The following is a 22,223-nucleotide window of genomic DNA, read 5'->3' on the forward strand; positions in this document are numbered from 1 at the left end:
ACTATGATATAATTTTACGTCATTTGCAAAAACAAATTTTCTAAAGTTTGATTATGAAAAATGCTGTTCTTATCACGATTGGAGACGAAATCCTTTCTGGAAATACCATCGATACCAACTCTAACTTTATAGCTACAGAACTAAAATCTATCGGAATATCTGTGAAACAAATTTTCACTATTTCTGATGATATTGATGTTATAAAATCTACGCTTAATGATGCTTTTTCTCTTGGAGATCTGGTGATAACAACAGGCGGATTAGGGCCAACAAGAGATGATAAAACTAAGAAAGCTTTTGCCGAGTTCTTTAATGATACATTAATTTTAGATCCGGCAACGTATAATCATCTTGCCCAATATCTTGAAAAAAGAAACAGAGCCAATTTGTTAGAACTTAATAAAAGCCAAGCCGAAGTGTTGTCCAAAGCTCAGGTTTTGCAAAATGATTTTGGGACGGCACCATGTCAACTCATTGAGGAGAACGGAAAATTGGTTTTCTCTCTGCCAGGCGTTCCGTATGAGGTAAAACCTTTAATTAAAGATAAGATTATTCCGTTTCTTAAAGATAAATTCCGGTTAGACTTTATTTCTACCAGAATAATTTCGGTTGTTAATGTGCCAGAAAGTATCTTGGCGCAACGCATCGAGACTTGGGAAGATCATTTGCCTTCTAATATTGCATTGTCTTATTTGCCAATTGGGACGCGTGTAAAGTTGAGGTTAACAGCTACAGGAAAAGATGCTGACCAACTACAAAATGATTTAGATATTGAAATTGAAAAACTTTTAGAAATTATTGGCGATAATGTTGTCGCCACTTTTGAAGATAAAATCGAAAAAATTCTTGGCGAAATACTAACCGAAAGACAATTGACTATTTCTACTGCAGAAAGTTGTACGGGCGGAGAATTAGCAAAAATGTTAACCTCTGTTGCAGGAAGTTCTGCTTACTTTCTAGGCGGAATTATAACTTATGCTACTCAGAAGAAAATAGATATTCTTGACGTTTCAGAACAGAGTATTCTTGAGAAAACTGTGGTGAGCGAAGACGTTGCTTTAGAAATGTCAAAAGGTGGACAAAAGCTTTTTGGGACTGATATTTGTCTTTCTACAACGGGCGTTGCGGGGCCTAGTAAGGGCGAAGATGGCAAAGATATTGGCACGGTTTATTACTCGATTAGGATTAACGATCGCGCAGAAGTTTATCGATTATACTTGCCTCATTTAGAAAGAACAGATTTTATGAATTTCGTTTCTCAGAAGGTTATTCAGGATTTGGTAGAGCTTTTAGTACGCGATCAAAAAGTCTGATAATATTCATCTATTCGATATGCGAAAGGCAAAAATTGTTTCGTATTTTTGTATAATTGAATTTTTAGATGAAATTATTAATCAGCATATTTATCACCTTCACTATCGCATTGCGTCCCGCTTTGCCATTGGTGGATTATGTGGTTAATTATGATTATATCGTTTCGAAACTTTGTGAAAATAAAAGTAAGCCAGAAATCATGTGTAACGGAAAATGTTACCTTTCTAAAGAATTGGCGAAAAATAATCAATCTTCTAATAAATCCGAATCTACCAAAATCGTAACCAATATTTTGGACAGTTTTGTGGATCAAGATAATTTCAATTTTAATCTATTTCAGCTTCCACGATTAGGGAGTTTTGAGAAAGTATTTTTCCAATCTCAATTTTATTCTTCTTCATTTACAGTGAAGGTTTTTCATCCACCTTTGGTATAGATTTTTGGGAGTGAAAAATGTCTGTTTTATTATTAATGATTTTAATTTTAGAAAAAGATAATTTCAAAAATCAAGTTTAATTTCAATATCAATTTATCGATGAAAATATTTTCTATCGTAGCAATTTTGGTTGTTACGTTCTCAGTGTTGTCTTGTCAGAAAAATGAAAATCTACAAGTAAAACAAGTTTCTCACATGGAGCAAAAGCAAAAGCTTAACATCAAAGTAGTTAATGATGTAGATCCTATTTGCGAAATGAAAACTGCAGATGGCGTACAAGATACATTAACTTATAAAGGTGAAGTTTATGGGTTTTGCAGCTCTTATTGTAAAGATGAGTTTCGTGCAAATCCTGAAAAATATATCCACTAATTATGAATAAGAATACGCCAAACAAGAAGAAATTCTTGGTTCCTATCATTATTATTGTACTGATTATTGTGTCAGTTTTAGGAATTAAAGAATATAGAAATCGTGAGCTTTTCACAGTGATGAAAGCTCCAGATTTTAAATTAACAGATCAGAATAATAAAGCCATTTCTAACCAAGATATGACTGGGAAAGTCTATCTCGTTGAGTTTTTTTTCAGTCATTGTCCTACGATTTGTCCCGTGATGAACACCAATATGCGCCATGTTGAAGATCAAATTAATAATCCTAATTTCGGAATTATTTCTATCAGTATTGATCCAGAAAACGATACGCCAGAGGTTCTTAAAAATCATGCTAAGCAGATTGGCGCCAAATCTCCCAATTGGCATTTTCTGACGGGAGATCGTTCTTACATTGGGACGATTGCAGAGAAATTTAACATTTATGTTGGAGATCAAAAAGACAAAGCAGAAAGTCTTAATCATAGCGGGATGATTGCATTAGTTGATAAACAAGGAAATGTCCGTTGTCGTTATGGTAAAGATGGCATGCCGATTTTGTACTATTCTGGGCTTAATTATGAAGATGCAGAAGGTAAAATGCCTAAACTTAACGGGAAATTCCATCCTGATCGCGAACTTTTGATTGAAGATATACAGAAATTACTAAAGGATTAATCTCTGGTGAAATCTCTCGTTAACCTCTTTTTGGTGCTGTATTTGGTATTGCGTCCTGCGATTCCTGTGGTAGATTATGTCGTTAATTACGATTATATCAAGACGGTTTTGTGCATTAATAAAGCAAAGCCACAATTGATGTGTAATGGCAAATGTTACCTCGGGAAAGAATTGGCAAAAACCAACGATGCCCAAAATACTTCCAAAGGAAAAAATCAAATACAGAATATTTTAGATCTTTATCTAGAACCTTACATTTTAAAAGTCCCAATTAAGTTGATCTTCTTGGTTCAAAATGAATTTAAATTAAAGATAAATTACTATTCTTTTCTATTTGAAAATCAAATTCTGAAGCCTCCAATTTTTTAATTGTTTTTATACTTTTTTATTGAAAGCTCTCACGATTATTTTGAGAGTCAGGTTATTCTATGCCTTTTCTAAACTTAAATTTTAAAAATTAAAACAATGACAATTAAAAAATATTTATACTTATTAACAGTAGTGTTTACCTTGGTTTTACTTTCTTCTTGCAGAAATAATGATGATGATTCAACGGAGATTACAACAGGGAATTTACAAGTCAAATTCGAAAATGGATTTAATAATCTAGGGCCAATCGTGCTAGGGAAAACTACGCAGACTTCAGTTAATGGACAGAAACATAATTTTACGGATCTCAAATATATTGTGAGTAATATTAGCCTTATTGATGACCAAGGAAAGGAGTTTCAGTACCATTATAACAATCCTGATTTAGGTGCTTTTATCGTAGATCAAGATGAGGCGGTTGCCAATGTGATCTATGTTAATCTTAAAGACATTCCGAAGAATAATTACAAAAAAATAAAATTCGGATTGGGGATTTCGCAAAATGCTTATTTGTTAGGTCAAAGCGGGCAAGGCGTTTTCTGGGACAAAGCCAAAGCGAAAGGCATGAACTGGTCTTGGGCTGCGGGATATATTTTTGCGAAATTGGAAGGTTTCTACGGAACAGTTTCTGCGGATAAACCGTACAAAAATCACACTGGTAATATGGGAAATGTTGCGCAGAATAATACGCCAGATTTGTATCGAGAAGTGACTTTGGATTTGCCAACAACGGCGAGAGTAACGTCTAATATTACGCCGTCTATTCATATTTTAGCAGATCTTAATCAGTTTTTGAGTGGTACAACGCCATTAATTTTGGATATCAAAAATGATAATGCAATGGGTTCTAATGGACATTTGGTAAATGTATCAAACAATCTGAGCAAAATGTTTAAAGTAGATCATGTTCATAATGATTAGGTCTAAATTTAAATTCCAAAGTGGCTCTAGCCGGTCACTTTGGAGATTTTTTAGATTGAATGTTGGATGGTTGATGTTAATCTTTACAATCTCATGTTCTGATAATTATGAGTTGGATGCCATCCCAAAAGATGAAGTTTATGCGCTCGATATTCCGGCTCATTTTCCAGAAATAGTTTATAATCTCAAAGAAAATCCTTTAACCAAAAATGGCGTAGAACTGGGGCGAAAACTATTCTATGAAGGTAAATTATCACGAAATAATACGATTTCTTGTGGGTTTTGTCACATTCAAGAATACGCTTTTACGCATCATGGTCATTCTGTAAGTCATGGGATTGATGACCAATTGGGAGTGAGAAATGCCCCGCCGATTCAGAATATGGCTTTTCTCAAAAACTTTACTTGGGATGGCGTGAGTCATAATCTGGAAGAGCGATCTCTAGTGCCTATTACAACTAGTTTTGAGATGGACAGTTCTATATCCGATGTGGTGTCAAAACTTAATCAAGATGCACAATATAAGAAATTGTTTTTGGCAGCTTTTGGGGATGATCATATTTCTGGAGACCGAATTTTCAAAGCATTATCGCAATTTATGTTGAGTATGATTTCTGCCCAATCTAAATACGATCAGGTCAAAAAAGGACTAGCTTCTTTTACCAATGAAGAGCAGAAAGGTCAAAATATTTTTAATCAGAAATGTGCGTCTTGCCACAGCGGAGAACTGTTTACAGACCAGAGTTTTCGCAATACTGGGATGTATTATAACTCTCAATACGAAGATGCGGGCAGATACCGAGTGACTTTGGATCAACAAGATTGGATGAAATTTCGGGTGCCAAGTCTCAGAAATATAGAGTTTACAGCACCTTATATGCATGATGGACGATTTTATTCCTTAGAAGCAGTGCTTAATTTTTATACGGATAATGTCGAGAATCAAGCCAATTTGGATCCGATTTTAAAACAAAATGGAAGATTAGGAATTGCAATTAACAGTCAAGAAAAACTTTATTTGATTGCTTTTTTAAAGACACTTTCTGACCAATCTTTTATCTCTAACCCGAAATTTTCGGAGTAAATTTTACAATAATGAAAAAACAATTAATACTTATTTTTACGATACTATTTTTCTCAAATGCCTTTGCTAATGAATCTTTGGATAGTATTTATTATGCTAAAAATTCTTATTCTGTCAAGGATGATTTTTCTCAAGATTTTTTTTGTGATGCTTGTGGCTGTGCGGCAGGAAATGGTTCTTCTGGTTTCGAATCCTTGTTAAATCCTCAGTTTATTGGGGTTAAATATTTTGCGCAACATTATAAAGCCAAAGAAAATCTGTTTACCAATGATCTTACGCAAGATCAATATTTTAATACATTACAAATCTGGGGGAAGATTCCGGTTACGCAGAAGTTGAGTATTTATGGTAGTTTGCCTTATCATTTTCATTCTAAAAAAACTTTGCAGGGCGATATTAATATTAACGGAATTGGTGATGCAAGCATCATGGGGATTTATCAACTTTTAGACAAAAAAGAAGGTATGCACCAACTCAATGGTGGTTTGGGAGTCAAGCTTCCGTTGGGTAAATTTGATGAAAAAGGAATTACCGCTGTCAATCCAAGTTTCCAATTAGGAACGGGCAGTTGGGATTATCTGTTTGTACTGAATTACAAATATCAAAAAGGGTTATTTTCTCTGTTATTAAATACAGATTATACTTTAAAAACTGAAAATAAAAAGCATTATCAATTCGGGAATCAATGGAATTATGCTGCCACAGGTTTCTACAGACTTTGGAGAAATGAAGATTCTGTATTTTCTGGTAAATTAGGATTACAAGGCGAAGTTTATAATGCCAATCAACAGTTTAAAGAGCAATTGCCCAACACGGCAGGAAGTGCTTTGTACGGAAAGTTGGGATTTGAAGTGTCTTATAAAAAATGGAGCCTAGGGAGTGAAGTCATGCTTCCTGCTTATAATAAATTGGCTGGTGGAGATATTAAAGCCAAATCTCGACTAGGTATTTTTGTCAATTTCGGATTGTAAATTGAATGATGATTATAAAAGCACCTTGCATTTTTTTTGTGAGGTGTTTTTTGGTGCGAAAAATTAAGTTTTTTTTAAGTTGAATTATAAAAGATTGTCACACTTTTTGAGTTTATATAGATTGTATTAATTCTATCAAAAAATTGGAAAAGTCTAAACAAATATTTCAAACGGAAAATAAAAAACGTTGGAGAAATGTAAAGTGGAGCAGTAGAATATTAATTTTTATCGGTGTTTTGCTTTTTGGTGCATTGGCAGTAATGATGTTGCTCAACAGAAATCCTAATTTGCCTTTCAAGGAAGATTATAAAGCAGTGATTACGGCTAGCAAACCGTATTTACAAGAAAATATGATCTCCAAAGAGTATAAAGGATTCCGAAGTTTTATCCACGAAAAAAACATGCAATCTATCGAGTCTAAAATTAAAAAAGCCCGTGAAGATCGCTATAATAATCAAAGCAAAAATTGGTATCAATTTCCTAGCGGTATTAGATCTGCCTTTTATGTAGCCTGGGATCCGCAATCGTTAATGTCTTTAAAGAGAAATATCAAGCATGTTAATTTGGTGTTTCCGGAGTGGTTTTTTCTAGATCCTAAAACAGGAGATCTTAAAACCAATGTCGATCCAGAAGGCTATAAATTGATTAAGAGAACAGGCGTGGCTACAATGCCGATTTTAAGTAATAACTCTAACCAGGAATTTCACTCAGAAGGAATCGGGAAAGTATTGAAAAGTCCGGTTAAAAGAATGGCGCTTATTGACAAATTGACGCAACAATGTCTTCAAAATAAATTTAAAGGGATTAATATAGATTTTGAAAATCTTAATCTGGATTCTGATCAGGTTTTGGTAGATTTTATGTCAGATTTGTCTGGTGTTTTTAAGAGAAATAATCTACTGATCTCTATGGATGTGATGACGGATAATGATGATTATAATATCCAGAAGTTAGATCCTTATGTTGATTATTTTATCCTTATGGCTTATGACGAATATTCGGCTTCGGGAGATTCTGGACCTGTTTCTTCACAAAAGTGGATTGAGCAGCAGACGCAGAAAATGGTAAAGAAAACCAATCCTCAGAAAGTAATTTTAGGTCTTGGTGCTTACGGCTATGATTGGAGTTCTAAGAAAGAAGATAATATTTCTGTGACTTATATGCAGGCTATAACCAAGGCTAATGCAAGTAAGGCAACTATTAATTATGATGATAATACGTTTAATCTTAATTATTCTTACACAGATTCTTACAAAAATATACATACCGTATTTTTTAATGATGCAGCTTCTATTTTCAATACGATGCGATTTTCATCAGAATATCCATTGGCAGGTACTGCACTTTGGCGTTTAGGGAGTGAGGATAGTCGGATTTGGAGCTTTTATAATAAAGATTTGAGTTTCGAAGGTTTGTCTAATTTTAACATCAAAAGTTTAGAAAATGTAAAAGGGCAGACTATGGTCGATTATTTGGGAGAAGGAGAAGTCTTGGATGTTCTTAATACGCCACATGATGGTAAGCTTGCTTTGGAATTTGACCCAAAAGAAAAAATTATCACCAGCGAAAAATATGTCACTTATCCAACCTCTTATGAGGTTAAAAAATATGGAGCGGCACCTCAAAAAGAATTGGTACTAACCTTTGACGATGGTCCAGATGATACCTATACGCCACAAGTCTTAGATATATTATCGAAATATCACGTGCCAGCAGCTTTCTTTTTGGTGGGATTAAATGTAGAGAAAAACCTTCCTTTGGTAAAGCGTATTTTCCGAGAAGGTCATGAGATTGGTAACCATACTTTTACACATGAAAATGTTGCGCAAGTAAGTCCACAGCGTGCTCTAATGGAGATGAAATTAACAAGACTGTTGATAGAATGTATTACAGGGCACAGTACAATTTTGTTCAGAGCGCCTTATAATGCAGATTCTGAACCAACGACTTCTGAAGAAATTATTCCTGTGGCATTGGCTAGACAGCAGAATTATCTTGATATTGGCGAAAATATTGACCCAGAAGATTGGCAACCAGGTATCAAAGCAGATGAAATTGTAAAACGTGTAATGGCTGGCATCAAAGCAGAAAGAGGTAACATTATTCTCTTACATGATGCTGGCGGTGATACCAGAGCAGAAACTGTTAAGGCGCTCAAAGTATTAATCCCAACGTTGCAAAAACAAGGTTATCATTTTACCAATCTTACAACGCTTCTTCACAAAAAAAGAAGTGACTTGATGCCAGAAGTTCCTAAAACTAAATCATATTATATCATGCAACTTAATTTGGTTTTGGCAACAATCGTTTATGGTGTAAGTCATTTTCTAGTTGCACTTTTTACAATTTTTATTCTCTTAGGATTTATCCGATTATTAATTATGATATATTGGGCAATTAGAGAAAAAAGAAAGGAAAAGAATATTGGAGGATTTCCGGTTTTAGAGAATTATCCTAAAGTATCTATCATTGTGCCTGCTTATAATGAAGAAGTTAATATTGTATCATCGTTGCAGAATTTGCTTCGTCAATCTTATCCTAATTTTGATGTTGTCTTTATAGATGATGGCAGTAAGGACTCTACCTACCAAAAGGTGATTGAAGCTTTTAAATCAAATTCTAAATTGAAAATTTTCACTAAAGAAAATGGCGGAAAAGCAACGGCTCTTAATTTCGGGATTTCTCAATCTGATGCAGATTTTGTGGTGTGTATTGATGCGGATACCAAGTTAGAAAAAGATGCTGTAAAACATCTCATCGCTAGATTTCTTAACGCGAAACCAGAAGAAAAAATCGCCGCCGTTGCTGGTAATGTAAAAGTAGGAAACCGAGTTAATTGGTTAACAAGATGGCAAGCAATAGAATATACAACGAGCCAAAATTTTGATAGATTGGCTTATGCTAATATCAATGCGATTACGGTAATTCCGGGTGCTATTGGAGCATTTAGAAAATCTGTTGTCCAAGAAGTTGGCGGTTATTCTTCTGATACTTTGGCAGAAGATTGCGATCTTACCGTTAAGATCCTTAAGAATGGTTATACCGTAGCCAATGAGAATAATGCGGTTGCAATCACAGAAGCGCCAGAAAGTGTTAATCAGTTTCTTAAGCAGCGTTTTCGTTGGACGTATGGCATTATGCAGATGTTTTGGAAGCAGCGCCAGACTTTTCTTAATCCTAAATATAAAGGATTGGGACTTTGGGCGATGCCTAACATTTTGTTATTTCAATATATCATTCCGTTTTTTTCTCCGCTGGCAGACGTTATTATGATTTTAGGAATTTTATCAGGTAATGGAGAAAAGATATTTAGTTACTATTTACTTTTCCTTTTGGTAGATGCATCGTTATCGTTGGTAGCGTTTCTTCTACAGAGAGAAAAATTGACGGATTTATTTTATATTATTCCGCAAAGATTTGGTTACAGATGGTTAATGTACATTGTTTTATTCAGAAGTTTGAGAAAAGCTTTGAAAGGCGAAATCCAAAGTTGGGGATTTTTAAAAAGAACTGGCAATGTCAAAGATATTGAAACTGTAATAGGTTGATTTTCAGTTGAGATAAAATAGATAAATGATTGATTTATTTTGTAACAATCATAATAAGCTTTCGACAAATATTCCATAATTAATTATACATGAAAAAAATATCATTTTCACTACTACTTTTGACAGGGATTTGTACGCAGAATTTTGTTTCAGCGCAAAATACAACTACAATGAGTCAGAGTAACGATAAAGGTTTAGATCTTAGCTTGATGGATAAGTCTGTTCGTCCGCAAGATGATTTTTATAATTACGTGAGCGGTACTTGGATGAAAACTGCTAAAATCCCTTCTGATAAATCTACTTGGGGAAGTTTTAACAAGCTTGCAGAAGATACAGATAACAGCTCTATGACGATTCTTAAATCGTTATTGAAGGATAAATTTGCAGACGGAACAGAGGGTAAAAAAATTCAGGACTTGTATGCGACGTACATGGACATGACGAAGAGAAATGCTGACGGAATCAAGCCAATTCAGGCAAATATCAGCAAGATTGATGCGATTAAGTCGGTTAAAGATCTTCAGAATTATTTAACTTCAGTAACTAAAGAAGGAGAAAATACGTTCTACGGATGGGGCGTAGATGCGGATCTTAAAGATTCTAAAATGAATGTTATCTATCTTGGTGACGCTTCATTAGGGATGGGAAGAGATTACTATCAAAAAGTAAATCCTAAGAATACAGAAACTCTTGCAGAATATACCAAATATGTAGCTTCAATGTTAAAAGAGTTGGGTTACAAAAATGCAGACGCTTCTGCTAAAGCTATTGTTGCTTATGAGACTAGTATTGCAAAAACTTATCTGACTAACGAGCAGAGCCGTGATAATACGCTTCAGTACAACCCAAGAACAATGGCTGAGCTTTCTAAGTTAGTGAAAAATGTAGATCTTCCGGCTTACCTTAAGGCTGTTGGCGTAAATTCTGATAAAGTGATTATCGGAGAAATCGGATATTACAAAAACTTGGACAAATTTATCAATGCCAAAAATCTTCCTGTAATTAAGGATTATCTTAAGTTTCATTTAATAAGCGGAAGCGCGTCTTATTTAAGTGAAAAATTAGGTAACATGAAATTTGCTTTCTATGGTAAATATCTTAGAGGTCAGCAAGAACAAAGAGCACTTAACAAAAGAGGATATGAGTTAATTAATGGTTCTTTAGGAGAAGCTTTTGGTAAATTATATGTAGAGAAATATTTCCCTGCAGAAGCCAAAGCTCAGATGGTAGAATTAATAGATTATCTTAAGAAAAGTTTTGCTGTTCATATCAATGATCTATCTTGGATGTCTGCTACAACTAAAGTTAAAGCAACAGAGAAGCTTAATAAATTTACGGTAAAAGTAGCTTATCCAGACAAGTGGAAAGATTATTCTCAGTTAAACATTGTTTCTGAAGCGAAAGGAGGAACATTGTATGGTAACCTACAGAACATTTCTGAGTGGCAGTATAATAAAGATTTAGCTAAAATCGGAAAAGCCGTTGATAAGACAGAGTGGGGCATGACGCCACAGACGGTTAATGCATATTACAACCCAGTAAATAACGAAATCGTTTTCCCAGCAGCTATTCTTCAGCCGCCTTTCTTTAATCCACAAGCTGATGCTGCGGTTAATTTTGGTGGTATTGGAGCTGTTATTGGTCACGAGATGAGTCATGGATTTGATGATTCAGGTGCACAATTTGATGCAGACGGTAACTTGGTAGATTGGTGGACGCCAGAAGATAAAGCTAACTTCGAAAAAGCAACGAAAGCTTTGGCTGCACAATATGATAAATATGAGCCTGTAAAAGGGACTTTCGTTAACGGAACTTTTACTAATGGAGAAAATATTGCCGATCTTGGTGGTGTTAATATTGCTTTTGACGCTTTGCAAATGTATCTTAAAGACAAAGGAAATCCAGGTAACATTAATGGTTTTACTCAAGATCAAAGATTCTTTATGAGTTGGGCAACAGTTTGGAGAACCTTATCTAGTGAGAAGTACATGATGAATCAAGTCAAAACAGATCCGCACTCTCCAGGATATTTCAGAAGTTTTGCGCCACTTATTAACGTTGATGCTTTCTACAAAGCTTTTGATGTAAAAGAAGGTGACAAGCTTTATAAAAAACCAGCTGATAGAATTAAAATCTGGTAAGCATATCAAAACCGCTCTCATAAGGGCGGTTTTTATTTTTTAGCTTCTGGCTCGTGTTTTAGAAAAATTAATTTTATCTTTGGTTAATCAAACAATAGCATATTTGTTGCAATTGTTAAAATTAAAAATTATGAAGAATATATTTTTAGCAATAACGGCAGCCTTAGTGATTACCTCGTGTACAGCAACTAGCGGCGCAAAAGTAGGCACAGCACAACCTTCATTAGTAGGTACAGAATGGGTTTTGGCAGAAGACGTTAACAGTGAGCAACCTACTTTGTCAATCGTAGCCAATAAAATTTCGGGAAATGCAGGATGTAATAACTATTTCTCTAACAGTTTTACGAGCAATCCTAAGCTTGGAGATTTTGTAGCCTCTAATATCGGATCTACAAGAAAAGCATGTATCAATATGAGCGTAGAAAATAACTTCCTCAATATGCTACAAGAAGCTAATAAGTATATCGTAACCGATACAACATTAGAACTTTATAAAGACAAAATATTGCTTTTGAAATTCAATAAGAAATAAGAACATAAAAAAAGGAACTCAATTAGAGTTCCTTTTCTTTTTCGGTTATATAAAGAGCGATTAAGCCTCTTCTTCTTCCTCTTCGTCGTATTTTGCCAACTCTTCATCACACCATTTAAAGGCATCTTCAACCACTTTAGTAGCCTCGTTAGCAACAGTTTCCTCATCATCTCCTTCTAGATCATCTAGCCACTCAACTTCTTCTTCCTCAACGTTTAGGATAAAACGAGGATATTCTGTATGAACAACAAATAGATCTTCTGGAAACTCCGAATTATCAGCTAATAAAAACTTAGGTAATTTCATCTTATAAAAATTTTAAAGGTTTCTAATTATTTTTTTTGGAGCAAGTAATATTTCACTTTTTTCCAAGTATCTACCCGCTTTTCGTTGCAATCTTTTATTGATGCTTTCGCGTTGCTTAGCAATCAACAAAAGGATTTCCACTACAATCGGGGCTAGGTTTTAAGATTTTTCATCATTTCGAAATCTCCTAAAATCCAGTCCTCAAAGATAACAAAAAAACAAATGCCAGCTTTATTGCTTTTGTTTTATTCTACTAATTTTTGAAGCTTATTTTATCTTAAGCAAAATCTTTCCTAATCTTGGTAATGGCGACTTTCATATCGCTATTATATTGTTCTTTTTCTATTCTTATTGGTGGTGCTTGGCGTACATCACAGTCAGATATACTACAAGATTCGCAGGTTACACCTACATTTATCGTTTTTATAGCGGGTGATTTAGCAAAATTTATTTTCTTCAATATTGTAGAATTTAATAAAATTCCTAGACAATAACTTCTATTGCTTCCATCAGAAAATGGGTTTTTTTGCGACGTAGAGATCACAAGATAACTCACACCTTGATCTTTATAATGCGAAATTTGAGCAGCTGTTATGCTTTCATTTTCCTTCAAGTCTTGTAAGTTTTTTACCGCAATCCAACGTCTGCAATAATGCTCATTGGTGGCGTTAGAGTGGGGCGCTTGTTGATGGTTGAGGTGTAGTTCTTTTATAATCTGTATTCTATCAGTATTTTTCTTTTTTACAAAACAGAGATAAAAAAGATCTTTAATATTCATCTCAGAAGAAAGTACATTGGTGAGACGATAGTAAAAAGTCTCTGGTGACTTTGTAAAGTGCTCTATAAGATCCTGGAAATATTGCGGTTCCCAATTCCGTTGATATAAGAACTCAGAAGTTTTATCAATAATTTCCTTTTTAGAAATCAATAGACAACCTGCAAAATATGAGGCGTAAAAGTTGTTCAGTATTTCTTCAAAGCTCCCGAAATCTAGCCAAGAATAGGTGTTAGGTCTCGATTTTAGAGCCAGTACATTAAAGCCAATTTCCTTTGCTAGGATAAAAGTTATTTGATCTTTTTCTAACATTTCGTTCAGGAGAAGGTAGTTTTTTTCAGGAATATAGAGTGATCTTAAGTTGCCTAATGTGTCATATTTAGAAAAGTTTTCTGATGAAATCTGATACCCGAATTTTTCTGTTAATATATGTTCTAAAGTTTTAGAATTAAGATTTTGGTTGAGTTCTAGATTATTTTCAATCCCAAATTCTACTGCCTTTTCTTCGATTTCGGGGAAGTAATTATCATTCAACTCTTGGAAAGATCGTAAGACAGCAAAGTAAAATCGCTCTTTGCCCAAGTTATAATTTTGTGCAATTTCTATCAAGGCGTTAATAAAGGCAGTCACTTTTTTTGGTGCATCACTAATGATGCTGATGAGGTTATTTTTACTAATCCCAAAAAGCTCCAACGGTATTTCCTTAAAAAAATCAGATTGTAATATTTCTCCAAAAGGTGCAAGACTTTTATCCAATTTTGTAGAAACAAGATCATCAAAAGTACAAGCTAATGCCTCAGAAAGCTGAAGGATTTTGTCGTGTTTTGGATATTTTTTTCCGTTTTCTATTTCGTTAAGATAAGATTTTGACAAGCCAGTTTTGGTGGCAAGATCTTGTAGCGACCAACTTTTTTTCTGGCGTTGTTGTTTTACTTTAAGTCCAAAAACGGTTTTGATAAAATCACTTTCTGTCTTCATATTTCAAAGATAAAAATATTAAGCGATTTTCCGCATAATAATTTAATGTTAAAATTTAGCGAACGTTCGCTAATTGTGAAAATATTTTTTTAGGTTTGTAATGTCAAATCACAAAAACAATCTTTATGAAAACAGAATCATTAATAAAAATAGCTTCAGAGAACTCTTATAATGAATGGTTTAATGTTGAATTAGATGATTTCTTGCTGGCGCTTCATCAGAAATTTAATCCAGAAAGATTAAGGCTTTTGGCCGCGAGAAAGCTTCAACAAGTAGAGTTTGATCATCATGTTTTACCGACATTTCCACTAGAAACTGAAGCGGTGAGAGCTGGCGATTGGACTTGTGATCCTCTGCCAAGTGATTTGTTAGATCGTCGCGTAGAAATTACAGGTCCTGTGGACAGAAAAATGATTATTAATGCACTCAATTCTGGTGCTAAAACTTTTATGGCAGATTTTGAAGATAGCAATGCGCCGACTTGGGATAATTGTATGCAAGGTCAGATTAATCTGTCGGATGCCATCCATAAGAACATTGATTTTACAGCAGAAAACGGGAAAAGTTATCAACTTAATGACCATGTTGCTACCTTATTAGTTAGACCGCGAGGGTTACATCTTAATGAGAAGCATCTTATCATCGACGGCGAAGAAGCGTCTGCATCATTGGTGGATTTTGGGATCTATTTTTTCAAAAATGCAAAGACATTAATTAAGAACGGAAGTGGTCCTTATTTTTATCTGCCAAAATTAGAACATTATAAAGAAGCCCGTTGGTGGAATGACGTTTTTGTTTTCGCTCAAGATTATTTAGATATTCCGCAATCCACGATAAAAGCAACAGTTCTCATAGAGACGATTACAGCATCTTTCCAGTTAGATGAGATTTTATTTGAATTAAAAAATCATAGTGCAGGTCTCAATTGTGGTCGTTGGGATTATATTTTTTCTTACATCAAAAAGTTCAGAAACTTAACCGAATTTATCGTTCCAGATAGAGATCAAGTAACGATGACATCGCCTTTTATGGAAGCTTATTCTAAGAGAGTTATTGAGATTTGTCACAAAAGAAATGTCCATGCGATCGGCGGTATGGCAGCTCAGATTCCTATTAAAAACGATGAAGAGGCTAATCAAAGAGCTTTTGATAAAGTAAAAGCGGATAAGTTGCGTGAGGTAAAAAATGGTCATGATGGCACTTGGGTGGCGCATCCCGCATTAGTGGAAGTTGCAAAAGCGATTTTTGATGATTATATGCCAAACAATAATCAGATTGATAAAAAACTTAGTTATCAAATTAAAGAAAGCGATCTGCTAGAAATTCCTACGGGAACGATTACCGAAAATGGGGTTAGAAAAAACATTAATGTCGGGATTTTATACATAGAAAGTTGGCTTAACGGTGTTGGCGCAGCAGCCATCTATAATCTCATGGAAGATGCTGCTACGGCAGAAATTTCTAGAACGCAAGTATGGCAATGGCTTAATAATCAAGCAAAGTTGGAAGACGGTAGAATCTTGACCAAAGAATTAATTTTAAAATGGCAAGAGGAAGAATTGCTTAATATCAAAAATTATCTGGGCGAACAACGTTACCAAAAAGGAAAATTTAAGCGGGCAACAGAACTCTTTGATTCTTTAATATTTGATGATGAGTTTCAAGAGTTTTTAACCATAAAAGCTTATCAATTTATTTAATTGTAAAAAGTATAACGTACAATGAAAAAAGTACATTTTACTTAATTCAGTAGACTTTTTTTACATATAAAAATCCAAATCACAAAATACAATGAAAACAACATCACAAAAAATCGAAGCACTGGAGCAAGATTGGCTCACTAATCCACGTTGGAAAGGCGTACAAAGACCTTACAGCGCAGAAGAAGTTTTGAAACTTAGAGGATCGTACAAAATTGATTACACCATTGCAACAGAGATGGCGCAGAAACTTTGGTATAAACTCAATACTCAGGATTTTGTCGCAGGATTGGGCGCTTTAACAGGCAATCAAGCCGTGCAAGAAGTAGATGCAGGCTTAGAAGCTATTTATCTTTCTGGTTGGCAAGTAGCGGCAGATGCTAATTTGTCTGGAGAAATGTATCCCGATCAGTCTCTATATCCCGCTAATTCTGTTCCGTCTGTAGTTAAGAAAATTAATAATGCTTTGTTAAGAGCAGACCAAATACAATCCGTTAACGGCGGTGGTGATAAAGAATATCTGGTGCCGATTGTTGCCGATGCAGAAGCAGGTTTTGGTGGAAATCTTAATGCTTTCGAGTTGATGAAACAAATGATAGAAGCAGGTGCGGCAGGCGTCCACTTCGAAGATCAGTTGTCTTCTGCTAAGAAATGTGGGCATCTTGGTGGCAAAGTTTTGGTACCAACACAAGAAGCAGTTAACAAATTAATTGCGGCGCGTCTAGCGGCAGATGTTTTGGGCGTTCCGAGTTTGATTATTGCAAGAACAGATGCCGATGCTGCTGATTTACTAACCTCTGACATTGATGATAGAGATAAGAAATTTGTGACTGGTGAGCGAACTTCGGAAGGTTTTTATGTTGTGAATAATGGCGTAGAACAAGGTATTGACAGAGGATTATCTTATGCGCCTTATGCTGACCTGATCTGGATGGAAACTTCTAATCCTGATTTGGACTACGCAAGACAATTTGCAGAAGGTATCCATGCGCAATATCCAGGAAAAATGTTGGCTTACAATTGTTCTCCTTCTTTTAATTGGGCGGCAAAGCTTTCTGTTGATGAAATGTTGACGTTTCGAGAAGAGTTGGCAAAGATGGGCTACAAATTCCAGTTTATCACATTGGCAGGTTTCCATGCGTTGAACACTGCTATGTTTGAGTTGGCTTTGGCTTATAAAGAACGCGGAATGGCGGGCTATTCTGAGTTGCAAGAACGAGAATTTGCGTTACAAGCGAAGGGTTTCCGCGCAGTAAAGCATCAGAGCTTTGTTGGGACAGGTTATTTTGACGAAATTCAAAATGTGGTAACTAACAGGTCATCTGCAACAGTTGCTATGAAAGATTCTACAGAAGCGGCTCAATTTCATTAAAATTTAATGTTAATCTTGTAATTGTTATTTCTAAAAACCCCTGGTTTCTTTCGAGATCAGGGGTTTTGTGTTTTTAATTAAGCTATGGTCGCTTTCGTTTATTTTTTGAAATCGTTGTATTCCCTAACAATTTGTACAACGTTTTTGGTCGATAGTTTTTTACTTTCAACTTTTTCTACAAGAGGTTTGTTGTCCGACATAAATTTAATAACGTTCTCTTTTAATATTTTATGTAACCCAAAATAAGTTGGTGACGGGCTATAAGCTGCAAAAACTTCTGCATACTTTTCGTCTTTATTTTTGATATAATAGTAAAATTCAGGAAGGTCTTTACCAGCAATATAGTTTGTTGATAGCTTAAGATTTCCTTCTTTATCAAAAGAATAATCAGCAATAACATACAATTCATAATACCCAGAAAGTATATTTAGCATCCATTCTGACGAGAATTTTGTTTTTTTCTCATTAGCTATCGAGATGTTTTCTATATGATAGATTTTATTATTGGAAGAATAAAAATCTATTGCTTTTATGGTGTTTTTTGAGATTGCTTCAGCTTTTGCGTTATCGTCATTTTTGAATTTTATTTCCTTTGAATCGGATAAGCTCTTTCCGTTAACTAGTCCAGACTTTTTATTTCCATCAGATAATTCGATAACTGCTTTTTGAAATTTTTGACTGTAAGTGGCTATTGATAATAATGTCGCTAGTCCAATTAATAAATTTTTTGCCATATAAATATAGGTTAATGATTTTGTTTGATTTTTCGGCAATTTACAAAAAAAGCCTCTCGAAAAAATCGAAAGGCTTAATAGTTTTATGAATTAATACATCAATTTGTAATATTCATCTGCCATTCGGTCGCTATTAAACTGAGTTCTAACGTCAGTCATTGCTGTTTGGCTAATATTACGCCATTTATTTTTGTCTTTATAATAAGTAGGTACAATTTCGTTTTCTAAAATATCATACAACTTGTGTAGGTCATAGGCATCTTGCTCTATCGTTGTCATATTATCATAATCTGCTTTTGGTACGACAAAAGAGTTTTCGCCGTGTTTTGCAAACTCAGGGATCCATCCATCATCGGTCGATAGATTAACAGAACCGTTCATTGCTGCGGTCATACCAGAAGTACCAGATGCCTCGCGTGGCACTCTTGGATTGTTAAGCCAAAGGTCAGAGCCTTGTTTTAACGATTTACTTAATGATAATTCATAACCAGTAAGGATAGCCATGTTTTTATAATTTTTGCTTTCTTCAACTAAATTATTAAAGGTAGAAATTGCACTATAATCCATTGGATAAGGTTTTCCTGCCCAGATAATTTGTACTGGATAATCTTTATTTTCTAATAATCTACGGAAACGCTCTTTGTCTGCCAAAAGTAAATCTGCTCTTTTGTAACCGGCAAAACGTCTTGCCCAGACAATTGTTAATACATTAGGATCAAACAATTTACCAGTTTGATCTGCGACGATACGGAAGGCTCTCTTTTTAAGATAATGTTTTCTAAAATCGAAAGTCTCATTTTCGCGCTCATCTTTAGCATTATAAAGAGGTTTGTCCGCCCAATATTTGAATTCTTGAGCATTGGTAATCGATTTGATTTCGCAGATTCCGGGATATTTATTCCACATTTCGCGAGAAACAACGCCATGCAATTGAGAAACGCCATTGGCTATTTTTGCCATTCTTAGTGCACAAAGAGAATGGTTGAAACGCTCGTCTTGCACACCTTCAATTTGTTTTACTTCGTCTATGCTTAATCCAGAAAAGTAGGACATATCATGACAAAGGCTTAGGTCGTGCTTCTCGTTACCAGCTTCTTCTGGTGTGTGGGTTGTAAAAACCAACTTTTCTTTGACCTTATTAAGATCTCCACAGTATTTTTTTAATAAATAAAATGCTGCTGGTAAGCCATGAGCTTCGTTAAGGTGATAGATGTCACGATCTAGATTAATTTCATCTAATAATTTGGCACCACCTTTACCCAATAAGATGTATTGCGCAATTTTAGTAGACTCGTTAGCATCGTATAATTTGTGGCAAATAGTCTTAGAAAGATGGTCGTTTTCTGGCACATCCGTACTTAAGAAAAATATAGGACATGTTTTGAAAGTTTCGGGATTAAGGTACCATACTTTTACCCAAACTGGAGCATTATGAATTTCAATCTGAAATTTAATCCCAGTATCTTCTAAGTAAGAATACATTTTCTTGGTCCATACTGGATTAAGTGTCTGATCTGGATTACGAGCTTGGTCATAATATCCATATTTCCAAAGAATACCGATGCCTATAAGATCTTGCTTTAGGTTATATGCACTTCTCATGTGGGAGCCTGCTAAAAATCCTAATCCACCACTGTAGACTTTAAGGGATTGATCAATAGCAAATTCCATGGAGAAGTAGGCTGCTTTTTTGGTATAAAGAGGATTGATGCTGTAAGGCATCTTATAGCTTTTAAAATCCATTTCGTCATCATTTTATATTAACAAATGTAATAATTCTGAAGTAATTGAAGTACTAAGATTATCATCTGCATAAAAGTTAATAGTATGTCGGTTTTGATTAATTTTTCGTAATGATGGATTTTGTGTTGTATAAAAGTGTAAATTTATTATGTTGATAATTGTAAATCAGTAGATTATGTTGTTTACAGAAGATCTTGGGAAAAATTTGGAGTTGTGCATGTTGCGACAAGAATCTAGCGCAGAGAAATTGCGATTTTGGTGTGGCGAGATAGATCAAGAAAAATTATCTGAAAGAGATTCTTACAAGAAAAAGACAGAAATATTGCTTCTGAGTAGTCTGTTGAAGCATTATCCAGATATAGAAATTGAAAATCTGACAGGAGAAAGTCCTGATTTTATTGTTAAAATCAATAATAAAAGAATTGGCTTAGAAATTTCTGAGATTATTAACGATTTAGAATTAAAGAAAAAAGAAATTATGATTAATCATATTTTCCGTGATGTCGAAAAGCAACTCATAGAAATGCAAGTAGAAAAGGGAATTTATCATATTGATTTTAGTACCCACGTTACCGATTTTTCTCAGAAGAATCTTTTGGTACAAGAAATAATTTCTACCATAAAGCAATTGAAAAAATCTAAATTAATAAAAACTATACGAAGAACGCCCTATAAAAAAGGCGTTCTTTTGGTATTAGATTATGGGATGTCACTTTTTGATGCACTAGAAGCAGAAAAGATATTACACATCATAGAAAAGAAGAATAATAAGCATTTTCTATACAGTAAAAAGATTGATAATTGCTGGCTAATCCTAGTGTCTAATATGCATAATATGTCGTCCCGATATAGTTATATCCACGAGCCAGAAATTCTTAATTTTGTAGAAAGTCCCTTTCAGCGGATATTATATTTAGAAAATCTCTACAGCGAGATGGTGGTGATTAAGTAATTTTTTTTACAAGATTATTTTCTATTAAATTTCTGAAAATTATTGCGTTGTAAATTGAGTTTCTGATCTACTTTATAAGGCGTTAATACTTTCGGCCTTAAGGTATCTTTTGGGTCAAAAGTAATTCTAATATCAGGATTTACCGTGCTAATAATTTCTACAGAACGGATGTTAGCCATATCAGATTCTGCTTTTAGATAAAATTTCATAGGTTCTTTTTCTAAATTTTCATTGTGTAAAAACTGCTGGATTTCTTTTCGGTTTTCGAGGTAATTGCCCTTTGATAGCCAAGTAAAAGCAAATCCTGTGATTAGGCTTAATAATGGAATGCAATAGGTTAAACTTCCGAGATTTTTAAATAGTAACTGGAAATATACTAGCCATATAGGAAGTATAAAAGGTGAAAGTAATCTATAATCTATAGCATTAACTGAATAAAAAAACTGAACAAAATAAGAACAAGTAATACCGATAATGCTTATCCAAATCATTAAATTTTGGATGTCAGTTAATTTATTTTTTATTATTAAGATTGATAAAACAATGATATTAGCTAATCCAATCCCATAGATGAAGAAATTAATTTTACCACCATTGGGATCTGCAATGTGTATAAAAGGATTAAAACTGGTTGTCAAACCTTGGAAGCATTCTATTAATAATTGCGATGTTGGTTTCAGCCCAATATTAAGAAAGCTATCCACATAGTTTTTGTTAAAATAATCAATATAGAAAAACTTGAAAAAGATTATAAAAGCAATACCTACAATCGCTGATATGATAAAATATTTACCATAGTATTTTTTTATGTTTAACAGCCCAAACCATCCCATGGCAGCCATGATAAACAATGCGCTATATCTTATATTGTATAAGATAATTAACAGAATACTAAGACCTATAATTGCTTTTGTAGAGCTAAGTTTTCCGTCAATGATTTCCTTTGAGAGATAGATAAGAAAAAAAACAAACGGTAATGTTAATGCCTCGCTCATTGTATAAGAAAAAATCGAAACAAAACTAAATAATGCAGATGTTGCGACAACTTCTTTGAAATAAAATCGTTTTCTATAACTGAAAATCAACATGATGGTAAAAGCTAAAATACCAATCAACTTGCTACTCCAGAATTCGTCTAAGCCAATGTAGGTCAGTATTTTTATAGAAAAAGGATAGCCTAATGGAGCGGTTGTATTATCTATAATTGGCAATAGATGAGCTTGACGCATATATCTTATAGAATCTGGATTAACACGGCCTTTCTCATTAAGTAGAAACCTTATTACAATCATAATGTA

General features: G+C 34.2%; 19 protein-coding genes. 14 read left to right on the forward strand and 5 right to left on the reverse strand.

All coding sequences use genetic code 11. The features are described 5' to 3' along the window. The first annotated feature begins 53 nt into the window (after positions 1-53). The 11 genes from ACQQ6V_RS00165 (at position 54) to ACQQ6V_RS00215 (ending at position 12,365) form a co-directional block, all read left to right on the forward strand. Positions 54-1,313: a CinA family nicotinamide mononucleotide deamidase-related protein gene (locus ACQQ6V_RS00165; protein ID WP_448843579.1), complete on the forward strand. Its 1,260-nt coding sequence runs from the start codon at positions 54-56 to the stop codon at positions 1,311-1,313. Positions 1,314-1,381: 68 nt separating this feature from the next. After that, complete coding sequence (locus tag ACQQ6V_RS00170; protein ID WP_448843580.1) at positions 1,382-1,750, forward strand: hypothetical protein; 369 nt, start codon at positions 1,382-1,384, stop codon at positions 1,748-1,750. 99 nt (positions 1,751-1,849) lie between these two features. Continuing rightward, positions 1,850-2,122 carry a YHS domain-containing protein gene (locus ACQQ6V_RS00175; protein WP_448843581.1) on the forward strand — a complete coding sequence of 91 codons (273 nt, stop codon included), beginning with the start codon at positions 1,850-1,852 and terminating at the stop codon, positions 2,120-2,122. 2 nt (positions 2,123-2,124) lie between these two features. Then, complete coding sequence (locus tag ACQQ6V_RS00180; protein WP_448843582.1) at positions 2,125-2,799, forward strand: SCO family protein; 675 nt, start codon at positions 2,125-2,127, stop codon at positions 2,797-2,799. Between the two features lie 6 nt (positions 2,800-2,805). Beyond that, entirely contained in the window at positions 2,806-3,168 is a 363-nt protein-coding gene (locus tag ACQQ6V_RS00185; RefSeq protein WP_448843583.1) for a hypothetical protein, read from the forward strand. Between the two features lie 96 nt (positions 3,169-3,264). Next, positions 3,265-4,089 carry an MbnP family protein gene (locus tag ACQQ6V_RS00190; protein WP_448843584.1) on the forward strand — a complete coding sequence of 275 codons (825 nt, stop codon included), beginning with the start codon at positions 3,265-3,267 and terminating at the stop codon, positions 4,087-4,089. Continuing rightward, entirely contained in the window at positions 4,073-5,173 is a 1,101-nt protein-coding gene (locus ACQQ6V_RS00195; protein ID WP_448843585.1) for a cytochrome-c peroxidase, read from the forward strand. Before ACQQ6V_RS00190 ends, ACQQ6V_RS00195 begins: the two co-directional genes overlap by 17 nt. Before the next feature lie 11 nt (positions 5,174-5,184). After that, complete coding sequence (locus ACQQ6V_RS00200; protein WP_448843586.1) at positions 5,185-6,144, forward strand: transporter; 960 nt, start codon at positions 5,185-5,187, stop codon at positions 6,142-6,144. A 143-nt stretch (positions 6,145-6,287) separates the two neighbouring features. Next, the gene (locus tag ACQQ6V_RS00205; RefSeq protein WP_448843587.1) at positions 6,288-9,692 is read left to right on the forward strand and encodes a trifunctional glycoside hydrolase family 18/polysaccharide deacetylase/glycosyltransferase family 2 protein; all 3,405 of its coding nucleotides are present in this window, start codon (positions 6,288-6,290) and stop codon (positions 9,690-9,692) included. Positions 9,693-9,781: 89 nt separating this feature from the next. Beyond that, the gene (locus ACQQ6V_RS00210; RefSeq protein ID WP_448843588.1) at positions 9,782-11,833 is read left to right on the forward strand and encodes a M13 family metallopeptidase; all 2,052 of its coding nucleotides are present in this window, start codon (positions 9,782-9,784) and stop codon (positions 11,831-11,833) included. A 130-nt stretch (positions 11,834-11,963) separates the two neighbouring features. Beyond that, complete coding sequence (locus ACQQ6V_RS00215) at positions 11,964-12,365, forward strand: META domain-containing protein (protein ID WP_448843589.1); 402 nt, start codon at positions 11,964-11,966, stop codon at positions 12,363-12,365. A gap of 60 nt (positions 12,366-12,425) precedes the next feature. Here ACQQ6V_RS00215 and ACQQ6V_RS00220 read toward each other — a convergent pair whose 3' ends face one another. Both ACQQ6V_RS00220 and ACQQ6V_RS00225 read right to left on the reverse strand, forming a co-directional pair. After that, complete coding sequence (locus tag ACQQ6V_RS00220) at positions 12,426-12,671, reverse strand: DUF8828 family protein (protein ID WP_448843590.1); 246 nt, start codon at positions 12,669-12,671, stop codon at positions 12,426-12,428. Between the two features lie 277 nt (positions 12,672-12,948). Beyond that, positions 12,949-14,424: a helix-turn-helix domain-containing protein gene (locus ACQQ6V_RS00225; RefSeq protein ID WP_448843591.1), complete on the reverse strand. Its 1,476-nt coding sequence runs from the start codon at positions 14,422-14,424 to the stop codon at positions 12,949-12,951. Between the two features lie 125 nt (positions 14,425-14,549). Between ACQQ6V_RS00225 and aceB the strand changes: the two genes are divergently transcribed. Beyond that, positions 14,550-16,124 (forward strand): malate synthase A, encoded by a 1,575-nt coding sequence (gene aceB / locus ACQQ6V_RS00230; RefSeq protein WP_448843592.1) that lies wholly within the window; start codon positions 14,550-14,552, stop codon positions 16,122-16,124. A 91-nt stretch (positions 16,125-16,215) separates the two neighbouring features. Further along, positions 16,216-17,496, forward strand: coding sequence for an isocitrate lyase (gene aceA, locus ACQQ6V_RS00235; protein ID WP_448843593.1), 1,281 nt, complete (start codon positions 16,216-16,218; stop codon positions 17,494-17,496). Between the two features lie 98 nt (positions 17,497-17,594). Here the strand turns inward: aceA and ACQQ6V_RS00240 are convergent, their stop codons facing one another. Further along, positions 17,595-18,230, reverse strand: a complete 636-nt coding sequence (locus ACQQ6V_RS00240) for a hypothetical protein (RefSeq protein ID WP_448843594.1) — start codon at positions 18,228-18,230, stop codon at positions 17,595-17,597. 90 nt (positions 18,231-18,320) lie between these two features. Continuing rightward, positions 18,321-19,973: an alpha-glucan family phosphorylase gene (gene glgP / locus ACQQ6V_RS00245; protein ID WP_448843595.1), complete on the reverse strand. Its 1,653-nt coding sequence runs from the start codon at positions 19,971-19,973 to the stop codon at positions 18,321-18,323. Between the two features lie 175 nt (positions 19,974-20,148). Between glgP and ACQQ6V_RS00250 the strand changes: the two genes are divergently transcribed. After that, complete coding sequence (locus ACQQ6V_RS00250; protein WP_448843596.1) at positions 20,149-20,925, forward strand: hypothetical protein; 777 nt, start codon at positions 20,149-20,151, stop codon at positions 20,923-20,925. 14 nt (positions 20,926-20,939) lie between these two features. On the opposite strand, the gene ACQQ6V_RS00255 is transcribed toward ACQQ6V_RS00250, so the two are convergent. Further along, positions 20,940-22,217 carry a hypothetical protein gene (locus tag ACQQ6V_RS00255; RefSeq protein ID WP_448843597.1) on the reverse strand — a complete coding sequence of 426 codons (1,278 nt, stop codon included), beginning with the start codon at positions 22,215-22,217 and terminating at the stop codon, positions 20,940-20,942. Positions 22,218-22,223: the final 6 nt, after the last annotated feature.

Source organism: Chryseobacterium electrogenes (genome assembly GCF_053553015.1).

Coding starts and splice junctions, on each gene's coding strand:
- ACQQ6V_RS00255 (WP_448843597.1), bottom strand. CDS start 22,217: ATGATTGTAATAAGGTTTCTACTTAATGAGAAAGGCCGTGTTAATCCA.
- aceB (WP_448843592.1), top strand. CDS start 14,550: ATGAAAACAGAATCATTAATAAAAATAGCTTCAGAGAACTCTTATAAT.
- ACQQ6V_RS00170 (WP_448843580.1), top strand. CDS start 1,382: ATGAAATTATTAATCAGCATATTTATCACCTTCACTATCGCATTGCGT.
- ACQQ6V_RS00165 (WP_448843579.1), top strand. CDS start 54: ATGAAAAATGCTGTTCTTATCACGATTGGAGACGAAATCCTTTCTGGA.
- glgP (WP_448843595.1), bottom strand. CDS start 19,973: ATGGATTTTAAAAGCTATAAGATGCCTTACAGCATCAATCCTCTTTAT.
- ACQQ6V_RS00220 (WP_448843590.1), bottom strand. CDS start 12,671: ATGAAATTACCTAAGTTTTTATTAGCTGATAATTCGGAGTTTCCAGAA.
- ACQQ6V_RS00180 (WP_448843582.1), top strand. CDS start 2,125: ATGAATAAGAATACGCCAAACAAGAAGAAATTCTTGGTTCCTATCATT.
- ACQQ6V_RS00195 (WP_448843585.1), top strand. CDS start 4,073: ATGTTCATAATGATTAGGTCTAAATTTAAATTCCAAAGTGGCTCTAGC.
- ACQQ6V_RS00175 (WP_448843581.1), top strand. CDS start 1,850: ATGAAAATATTTTCTATCGTAGCAATTTTGGTTGTTACGTTCTCAGTG.
- ACQQ6V_RS00240 (WP_448843594.1), bottom strand. CDS start 18,230: ATGGCAAAAAATTTATTAATTGGACTAGCGACATTATTATCAATAGCC.
- ACQQ6V_RS00225 (WP_448843591.1), bottom strand. CDS start 14,424: ATGAAGACAGAAAGTGATTTTATCAAAACCGTTTTTGGACTTAAAGTA.
- ACQQ6V_RS00250 (WP_448843596.1), top strand. CDS start 20,149: ATGTTGTTTACAGAAGATCTTGGGAAAAATTTGGAGTTGTGCATGTTG.
- ACQQ6V_RS00200 (WP_448843586.1), top strand. CDS start 5,185: ATGAAAAAACAATTAATACTTATTTTTACGATACTATTTTTCTCAAAT.
- ACQQ6V_RS00215 (WP_448843589.1), top strand. CDS start 11,964: ATGAAGAATATATTTTTAGCAATAACGGCAGCCTTAGTGATTACCTCG.
- ACQQ6V_RS00210 (WP_448843588.1), top strand. CDS start 9,782: ATGAAAAAAATATCATTTTCACTACTACTTTTGACAGGGATTTGTACG.
- ACQQ6V_RS00190 (WP_448843584.1), top strand. CDS start 3,265: ATGACAATTAAAAAATATTTATACTTATTAACAGTAGTGTTTACCTTG.
- aceA (WP_448843593.1), top strand. CDS start 16,216: ATGAAAACAACATCACAAAAAATCGAAGCACTGGAGCAAGATTGGCTC.